At 33.8% G+C, this 8,831-nt stretch carries 7 protein-coding genes and 1 pseudogene; all 8 read left to right on the plus strand.

Translation table 11 applies throughout. From position 1 onward, the window contains the following. The coding region (locus DXA54_RS27080; protein WP_120081135.1) for a BF3164 family lipoprotein at positions 1-913 on the plus strand (913 nt) is incomplete at its 5' end. Positions 914-1,120: 207 nt separating this feature from the next. Continuing rightward, entirely contained in the window at positions 1,121-1,363 is a 243-nt protein-coding gene (locus DXA54_RS27085) for an NVEALA domain-containing protein (protein WP_004312299.1), read from the plus strand. Between the two features lie 5 nt (positions 1,364-1,368). Beyond that, positions 1,369-1,596 carry a hypothetical protein gene (locus tag DXA54_RS27090; protein WP_008648128.1) on the plus strand — a complete coding sequence of 76 codons (228 nt, stop codon included), beginning with the start codon at positions 1,369-1,371 and terminating at the stop codon, positions 1,594-1,596. A 336-nt stretch (positions 1,597-1,932) separates the two neighbouring features. Continuing rightward, positions 1,933-2,982, plus strand: a complete 1,050-nt coding sequence (locus tag DXA54_RS27095; RefSeq protein ID WP_032856302.1) for a BF3164 family lipoprotein — start codon at positions 1,933-1,935, stop codon at positions 2,980-2,982. Positions 2,983-2,999: 17 nt separating this feature from the next. Further along, a complete protein-coding gene (locus DXA54_RS27100; protein WP_224262693.1) occupies positions 3,000-3,878 on the plus strand; it encodes a DUF1573 domain-containing protein in 879 nt (292 codons plus the stop codon). A gap of 19 nt (positions 3,879-3,897) precedes the next feature. Further along, positions 3,898-5,904 carry a transglutaminase domain-containing protein gene (locus DXA54_RS27105; protein ID WP_120081139.1) on the plus strand — a complete coding sequence of 669 codons (2,007 nt, stop codon included), beginning with the start codon at positions 3,898-3,900 and terminating at the stop codon, positions 5,902-5,904. 41 nt (positions 5,905-5,945) lie between these two features. Then, positions 5,946-7,766 (plus strand): glutaminase domain-containing protein, encoded by a 1,821-nt coding sequence (locus DXA54_RS27110; RefSeq protein ID WP_243647694.1) that lies wholly within the window; start codon positions 5,946-5,948, stop codon positions 7,764-7,766. Then, positions 7,765-7,866: pseudogene (locus DXA54_RS28665) on the plus strand (signal peptidase I); the annotation flags it as partial. The gene DXA54_RS27110 and the pseudogene DXA54_RS28665, both read left to right, overlap by 2 nt. Between the last annotated feature and the right edge of the window lie 965 nt (positions 7,867-8,831).

The following is an 8,831-nucleotide window of genomic DNA, read 5'->3' on the forward strand; positions in this document are numbered from 1 at the left end:
AGCCTTGCTTCGTTATCCGTTTAGGATACGAATCGAAGGAGATAGAGTCATTGTGATGGATTTACATGGTCTTGATCATTATGGACATTTATTCCAATATCCCAGTTTTCAGTATTTATCTTCTTTTGGCAAGCGTGGTGATTCACCTACGGAAATGTTATCATTGGAGAACTTTCGTTTACAGAATCATGTAGTCTGGACATTGGATGCCAATAAAAGTGAATTAACTAGGTTAGACTTTTCTTCATCCGGTGATTCACTGCTTCGTGACGAAACGGTAACATTGGATGAAGATATACTTCGACCACTTGATTTTGCTATATATAATGATTCAATGTTTATTATTCCTGATTATTCCGGTGAAAATCGTTTATGTCGAGTTAACTGTAATGGTAAGCTTATAGATAAGATAGGAATTATTCCGACTATTGATGAAAAAGCATTGGAAAATGCTCGTCCGGCGTTAGCCCAAGCATGGAGGAGCTTCCTTGACTACAATCCTAACAATGGAATACTGGCGGTAGTCACCCAGTTGGGAGAAGTCCTTGAGGTCTATAATTTGAAAGATAGTACTCATGTTGTTCGTATAGGTGAGTATGGCGAACCTGAATTTAAAATATCAGATGGATATGGTATACCAACGGGTATTATGGGATTTAGTGATGTACAAGTAACAGATAGTGCCATTTATACTGTATTTCATGGAACGCCTTTTAAGGAGATCGCAAGACAAAGCGGAAGGCTTCTTGATGGAGGAAAATATATTTATGTATTTAGTTTGAAAGGAGAACCGTTATGTAAATATGTGCTCGACCATTATATATATGGTATTTGGGTGGATGAAGCTACTAAAACGATAATAGCGACAGATGTAAATAATGATGAGCCAATACTTAAGTTTAACTTTGGCTGAATGAGATAATTAACTTGATTAAAAGGAGCAGGATGATGAGTTTGTTTATCTTGCAGGATTTGCTTACATATCACCTGCTCCTAAATCTTTAAAAAAGATTCGGATGCAAACATAAGAATAAAAATTAATGTAGCAAACTATTGCTATTCTGTTGAAATGATAGATGCAAAAGAGAAAAATAAAATGTAATTTAAAGATTATTGAAGAATGAAAAAGAAAGTATTAGGTGTGATAGCAGTTGTTGCTGTCGCTGCTATTGCGGGATATAATGTATATACTTCGCAGAATGATGTGAAGTTGTCTGACTTGGTGTTGAGCAATGTGGAAGCTTTAGCTAATGCAAAAGAAGGTGGAAATGAATGCATAGGTTGTGTTTATACAAGATTGCAAATTTGTCGAACGTTAGGAGATTGGGGTGCATGCCTTGGTGAATATCGTCCATATATTTAAATATTATGAAAGCTAAAAGTTTATATGTTGTAGTAGGTATAATTTGTTTGTTTATATCTACATTTAGTATATATAATTGGAATACTAAAAGCTCTTCTGCCTTGTTACTTTGTAATGTTGATGCGTTAGCTAATAATGCGGAAGTGGATTTTGACTTTTGTGTAGTTACATCAGGTATTTGTGTGATATATAGTGATGGGCTAGCTATAAGGGGCTATAAACTATACCAATAAATTCTAATGAAGGTGATGAAAGTGCATGGAAAATATGCTTGTTAACATTTACTTAGAGTTTGAAACTATACTTTCATCAGTATAATTCTGTATATTATTGCTATAACTGTTGGTTTTTAATATCCTCTTGGGATTGGGGCTGAATAAAAAAGGTCGAAAACTTGATTTTTACCCCCCTCTACAGGTATCTGTAGAAGGGGTAATTGTGAAAAAATCTTTTTAGTCAGCCCCAATTGAAGTGTATTGACAACTTCTAGATTTGTTATGCATAAATAAAGCCGATTAAAATATAGCTTTATAAAAATATTCTATAAACTATTATGAATTTAGTATATTATGAAATTGAAATATGTTTTTGTGTTGATTTTCTTTTGTGCATGTAAAAATGTTAAAACAGACTGTCAAATAGACGATTTGTTTACGAATAGGATATTCTTGGAATATGAAAAGATACCATCAAACGGTTATATTTGGGGAACTCCAATGGATATGATATATTGTGATTCAGCAATTATTGTTTTCGATGAGAAGTCTGAAGATGGTTTATTTCATTTGGTCGATTTGAATGATCTAGATTCAATATATGATTTCGGAAAGAAAGGGCAAGGTGTTAATGAATTCTTAATGCCTTTTGATATACAGTTATTTGGTAAGAACTCCATAAGTGTTTATGATTTATATAAAAAGACTTTGAATGTTATGAACATATCAGATGTGAAAAATCGAATTTCGAACTTTTCAGTTTTAACTAAAGATACTATTCCTGGGACTATTAAAGTGTTTCCTACAGCATTTAATACTTTTGTATCTTTGGGATTTTACGAAGACTGTATGTTCAGACTTTGGGGTACTGGACTAATAGAAGAAGAGCATTTTATGGAATATCCATATAAAGATGGAGATGAGAAACAAATAGCAAACAGGTTGCGTGGTATGGCTTATCAAGGTATTATCCGTTTAAATCCATTTATGGATAAATTTGTTTATGCAGTAAATACTTCTGAAATTATTCATTTTTATAAAATAAATAATACTGATATTTCTTTAATAAAGAAATATGAAATGAACTACCCTATTTATAAAACTCAAGTTGAAGGGGACATGCGAGCTGCCCCAATTTCATCTTCCAATAATAGTACATTTATAAGTTTGTGTATTTCTCCTAAATATGTATATGGACTTTATTCAGGCAAAAATTTTAAAGAAAATGGTTTAGAAACACTTGCAGGAACAATAATTTATGTTTTTGATTGGAATGGAGAAGCCATAAAAAAGTATGAACTGAATGTGCCAGTTACACTGATTAGTGTGGATAATAAAGATGAGATGTTGTATGCTTTCTCTAATATGCCTGATCCTGAATTAATAAGATTTAAAATAAAATAGATAAACATCTGTATAGAATGATTGTTATCCCTCTGATTTCTTTTGTTATATGTTTTTCTTTGTTTTCATGTTATGAGCATGATGAAAAAAAAATAAAGAGGTTAGTTGAAGAATGGACTTATAAGGAAATAGATTTTCCTAGTGTTCCTATTTTTACGAAATTTGCTAGAGATACAATTATGGGGTATTATGAAAGAGATTGTGACTACAAAATATTAACATATGTCGATTCAATCGGTTGTATACGGTGTCACTTAAGTTTTAGTGCATGGAAACCTTTTATTGAATTGCTAAAAGATACTTGTCCTTCATGTAATGTTCTTTTTTTTATTCATCCTATGAGCAGGAAAAATATTGAGTATTTACTAACGAAAGAAGGCTTTGATTATCCTGTATGTATTGATGAGCATGATAGTATCAATAAGTTGAATCATTTTCCTATAGAAACGATCTTTCAAACATTTTTGTTGGATAAGAATAATAGGGTAGTTGCTATTGGCAATCCTATTCATAATCCTAAGATAAAAGAACTTTATTTGAATATTATTACAGGGAAAAAATCTCTGTTGAAGGAGATTGATAGTAGAACTCTAACAACAGTTGTTTTATCTACATATCAGTTCAATATAGGAACTTTTAATTGGGGAAAAAAGCAATTTGTAGAGTTTTCATTTACTAATTCAGGTGATAATCCGTTTGTTGTAGAAGAAATTTATACTCCATGTGGGTGTACTACAGTGGAATATTCTAAAGAACCTGTTCAACCAGGTGGAAATTTGAAAGTGAAGGTGGAATATCAAGCTGAACATTCTGGGCATTTCGATAAAACGATAACCGTGTATTGTAATGCAGAAGGCTCTCCGTTCCATTTGAAAATTAGTGGAAATGCAAAATGAATAATTAAGAAAAGGTTTGATGAAGTATTTGGGATATATTCAATTTATAGTCTTGGTGCTGTTTATTTGGCTAGGATGGCAAATAATAGATAGGATTACATTCAGAGAAGAAATGATAACTCCTCTCGGAGCTGCTTTGCAATCTGCTAAAAACAACAGGAAAGAATTGGAAAAAGTACTCCGTCATTATCAAAAGAATCCTGCTGATAGCCTAAAATACAAAGCTGCTTGTTTTCTAATTGAAAATATGCCTTTTTACTCTTATTCAACAAGCAAGCAGTTAGAAAACTATAAATCTTATTATGCATGGCTGAAAAAGAGTAGAGGACAGACAGCGAAACAGGTTGCGGATTCAGTCAAGAAAGTATATGGTCCGTTAGGAGAACCTGAAAAGAAACATGATATAAGAGAAGTGGATTCCGCATATTTATGTAACAATATTGAATGGGCATTTAAAGTTTGGCGAGAACAACCATGGGGCAAAAATGTTTCTTTTGAAACTTTTTGTGAGTATATATTGCCATATCGCATTGAGGATGAAACACTCGAATATTGGCGTGAAATGTATTATGAAAAATATAATTCATTGCTGGATTCATTAAGGATGTCTGATGTTTTGGATAAAGAAGACCCTATTGTTGCTGCAAAATATTTGAGAGACAGATTATTGGATAAAGAACATTATTTTACTTCTACATCCCCTGCGCTTATGGGACATATTGGTCCCAGATATGTACAATATATATCTGGAAGTTGCAGAGAGGCAACGGATTTTGGTATCTATTTGTTCCGATCCTTAGGGATACCCTGTGGTGTTGACTTTGTACCTATGCGTAGTGGCGTGAATGCCGGACATTTTTGGCTAGTTGCATGGGATAAGAATCAAGAAGCTTTTGCTGCTGATTTTCCAAAAGCCTTTGAACGACAATGTGAAAATATGTGGTATAAAGAGGAGAATACGGCCAAGGTATATAGGAATACTTTTTGCGTCAATAGAAAAATGTATGAAGAAATGAGAAAGTATGAAGAAGAACTATACCCATTTTGGCGTTTACCAAAGTTTGTAGATGTAACTCGTGAATATGCTTATTATTATAAAAAAGAATTAAAAATACCTCCATCAAAAATATATAGAGAAAAATGTAACGGGAAGATTGCTTATTTGTGTGCAAGTAAACGGGATAAATGGGTTCCGGTTGCTTGGACGGAATATGACGTCAACAACATAACATTCAGGAATATAAAAAAAGGAATGATTATGCGGATAGCAACTTATGAGGAAGAAGTGCTCCATCTTGTAACGGATCCTTTTTATGTAGATCCGCATACCAATGAACTTCATTTTTATTCAAAACATGAAGAAATTCAAGATGTAGTATTGTATTCTAAGTACAATATTTTTAAAGGAGAAATTCATCTTAGAAGAAGAATGTTGGGAGGGGTGTTCGAAGGGAGTAATCAGCCTGATTTTTCAGAGAAGGATACTTTGTTTATGGTGCAAAAGGTGCCCGGTCGTTTGAAAGCGGTTGTACGGAGTTGGTCAGATAAGAAGTATCGTTATTTTAGATATTTTGGAGCCAAGAATACGTATTGTAATGTGGCTGAAGTTGAATTTTATGAATGTAATGACACTTCTGCTTTGAAGGGAAGCATTATAGGAACTCCTTTGGAGGATACCGATAAAGGATTGAATTATTACAATGTTTTTGATGGCAAAACTAAGACTTCTTTCAACTATTCCAGACCGTCCGGTGGTTGGAGCGGGTTAGATATGGGAAGGAAAGTACGGGTAGATAGAATAGTTTATACACCACGTAATAGAGATAACTATATTCGCCCTGGGGATACATTCGAGTTATTATATTGTGATAAGGAGTGGAAATCAATGGGAAAGAAACAAGCTCTTTCTGATTCATTGGTTTATTCGGGTGTTCCTAAAAATACACTTTTATTATTGCGAAATCATACTCGCGGGGTGGAAGAAAGAATTTTTGTTTATGAAAACGGGAGGCAAATATGCAAATAAATAACAAAATCGGGTGGGGGATAAGAATAATATTTTCATGGATGATCTTTTCTTTACATGCATGTTGCAATGATAAAGAGGAGAATGAAGTTATTCCTATATGTATTGCGTCCAATCATTCATTAATGGCATTGGTACCGGATTTTTCTATCCAAACTGTTGGAAATACATTGCATACAAAATATCCGAAGCTATCAAGAAATAAGGAGTTTCCGATGATCGGAATTTTAAAAGTAGATGGTAAATCTTATCGTTTTATGGGAGGTGATTCGTTGCGTCCTTTTCCACTAGTACCTCTTTCTACAATTAATTGTGGGTGGCCTGCTAGATACTCTTATTTGCATCCAAAGGATGATTGGATGCGGAAAGAATATGATGATAAGGAGTGGTATAACGGGTTAGGAGCTTGGGGAGCAGAGAATCGTCCTTATCCTATTCACTCAACATGGACCGTAGCCGATATTTATATTCGCAGACATTTTAACATAAATGATAAAAAGAAATTGGAAGGATATAAATTATATGTTTGTTCTAAATGTGATGACCATGCAGAAATCTATTGTAATGGAGAACCTATTTATCAGGTAGATTATTTTAGCAATAGAATTGAATGTAAACAACTCTCCGATGAAGTAGTTGCAAAGTTACATAATGGCGATAATGTGATAGCCGCACATGGGTGGAATACGAAAGAAAATGCTCTGTTGGATTTTGGATTGTACATGGAAAATAAAACCTATAACGATGTGGATATGGCAATATTGAAACAAATGAATGTACAAGCGACGCAAACTCATTACATTTATCAATGTGGAGATGTTGAGTTATACCTTGATTTTGTTTCTCCTTCTTTGTTACTAGAACAATATTTAATGGGATGTCCGGTAGGTTTTATTTCTTATCAAATTCATTCTGGTAAATCAGAAATTCATGATGTAGAAATTTTATTTGATATAGATACAGAATGGATGTTTGGGAAAAATAGAGTAGAAAGCCTGTCTGAACAGGATTGGTGTACTGTCAAGTCTGATAGCTTGTATATGGGGATAGCTGCTGAAGAAACGGCTTATTCATATAATGAAGGGCATGTGCTGCTTTCGCAGAAACTGGGGAAAAACAAGAAAGATCAGGGTGTATTACTTTTTGGCTTTAATGAAGGGAAGGGTTTGCAATATGAGGGGGAAATTCTACATCCTTATTGGAATAAGGATGGAAAAAGAGAATTGAAGGATGCTTTGTTGTTTATCGGTGACAATTATAAGAAATTAATGAGGGAATGTGACAGGTTGGATGGGCAGTTGAACAGGCGAGCTTTTCAAATGAGAATCCCATCGTTTGCACGCCAGATGATTTTAGATTATCGAAAATTTATATCGGAGCATCGTTTTGTAATGTCTCAAAGTGGTGATTTGTTTTGTTTTGGAGATACTTTGGCCAATGTGAGAGAATCTTATAGTAACTTTCCGATTTTATTGTCTCTTAATCGTATGGATTGGATGAAAGGCCTTTTGGAACCGGTTTTTGAATATTGCGAGAATGATTATTGGAGGAAAAGTTATCCTCCTTATGATATAGGAATCTACCCAATTGCTAATCGTCAGGTGAAAGTTGATGATTATGCAGTGGAGATGGCTGCTGACATGTTAATAATGATAACTGCTATTGTAGAAGCAGAACAGGATTTCGGTTATGCTGATGCGCATTGGAATCTGTTGTGTTTATGGGCGGATTATTTGCGGGAGAAGATGAAGAAAGAAGTTTATCCCTGTGGAGGGTTGTTGAATGAGGATGATGAACGTGTGAAATGCGTGTTGGGGCTTATGGCTTATCGTAAACTAATTCAGCTGAAAGAAAGCGTATGAAGATTTCACTATTCATCGGATGCCCGGATGGGGAAATTTTAAGAGAAATGATATACTGGTTTTTAATTTTCCTTATCAGAAAAATCGTTGGGATAGAATTATGAAGAAAATCAAATGAAAAATGAAACATAAATTGATAAAAACCGATATAGCCTTCACCCTTCACAACTCCTTATTCATGAGGGATAGCGGGTGAAGGGCCACCTTTCACCCATCCTTTACGGATAAGTGTTGTTTTGTAAAATCTAAAGTTGTGCTTTAGGAGTTGCAAAGCATAGCTTTAACCTGCTTAAAGCGGTGCTTTACAAAAGTCTAAAAGTTTGTTTCAATCATCTAGCGTCTTTTTCACAAACATCCCGATGTTTGTTTCAAACCTTAGGAAGAAAAAACAAGATGCTATGAGCATAATTGAATTAGCTATAATGAAAATCGGATTAGCTATAAGAAGAAACTGGTGAAGAGGTGGTGAAGGAATCCCCTTCACCACCTATCCCCGATGAATAGGGAGAAGTGAAGGGTGCAGCTATAATCACTATAGATAGGATTTAAGCATGAAAAAAGTTGAAATTGATACGAATGACAAAAAAGAATATGGTAGATGTGATAACTCTTACAGGAGTTGAAGCCATCTTGAGCGTAGTATTTTTATTTCGATGATGGCTCTGTTTGGAACATATTATTGGAAAAATAATCAATATGGTGCTTGTAAGGAATGGTATCGTAATAAGATGTTATATAATATAGGTGCATATCAATATAAGAGAAAAATTAAAAGATTAAATAAGATAGATCGGAATAATAATTGTATGTAATAGAAAAGAATAACATTCTGTTTTTAGGAAAAATACTACTTGGAAAAGAGAAGGAACAAATAAAAACTATAATTTCCGATGAAATAGGCATTTTTTGAATGAAAGCCTTATCTCTATGATAGTGTATATAGCGGATAGATTCGGTTAGATAGAAATGGATAGATTAATTTATTGGCAGTTGCAATCCAATTGCTTACTTTCGTTTTCATTAATTAATCGATAAAACTATAGTATATATGAAGAAACTATTATT

The sequence above is a fragment of the Bacteroides sp. OF03-11BH genome, assembly GCF_003604005.1.
Taxonomy (GTDB): Bacteria; Bacteroidota; Bacteroidia; order Bacteroidales; family Bacteroidaceae; genus Bacteroides; species Bacteroides ovatus.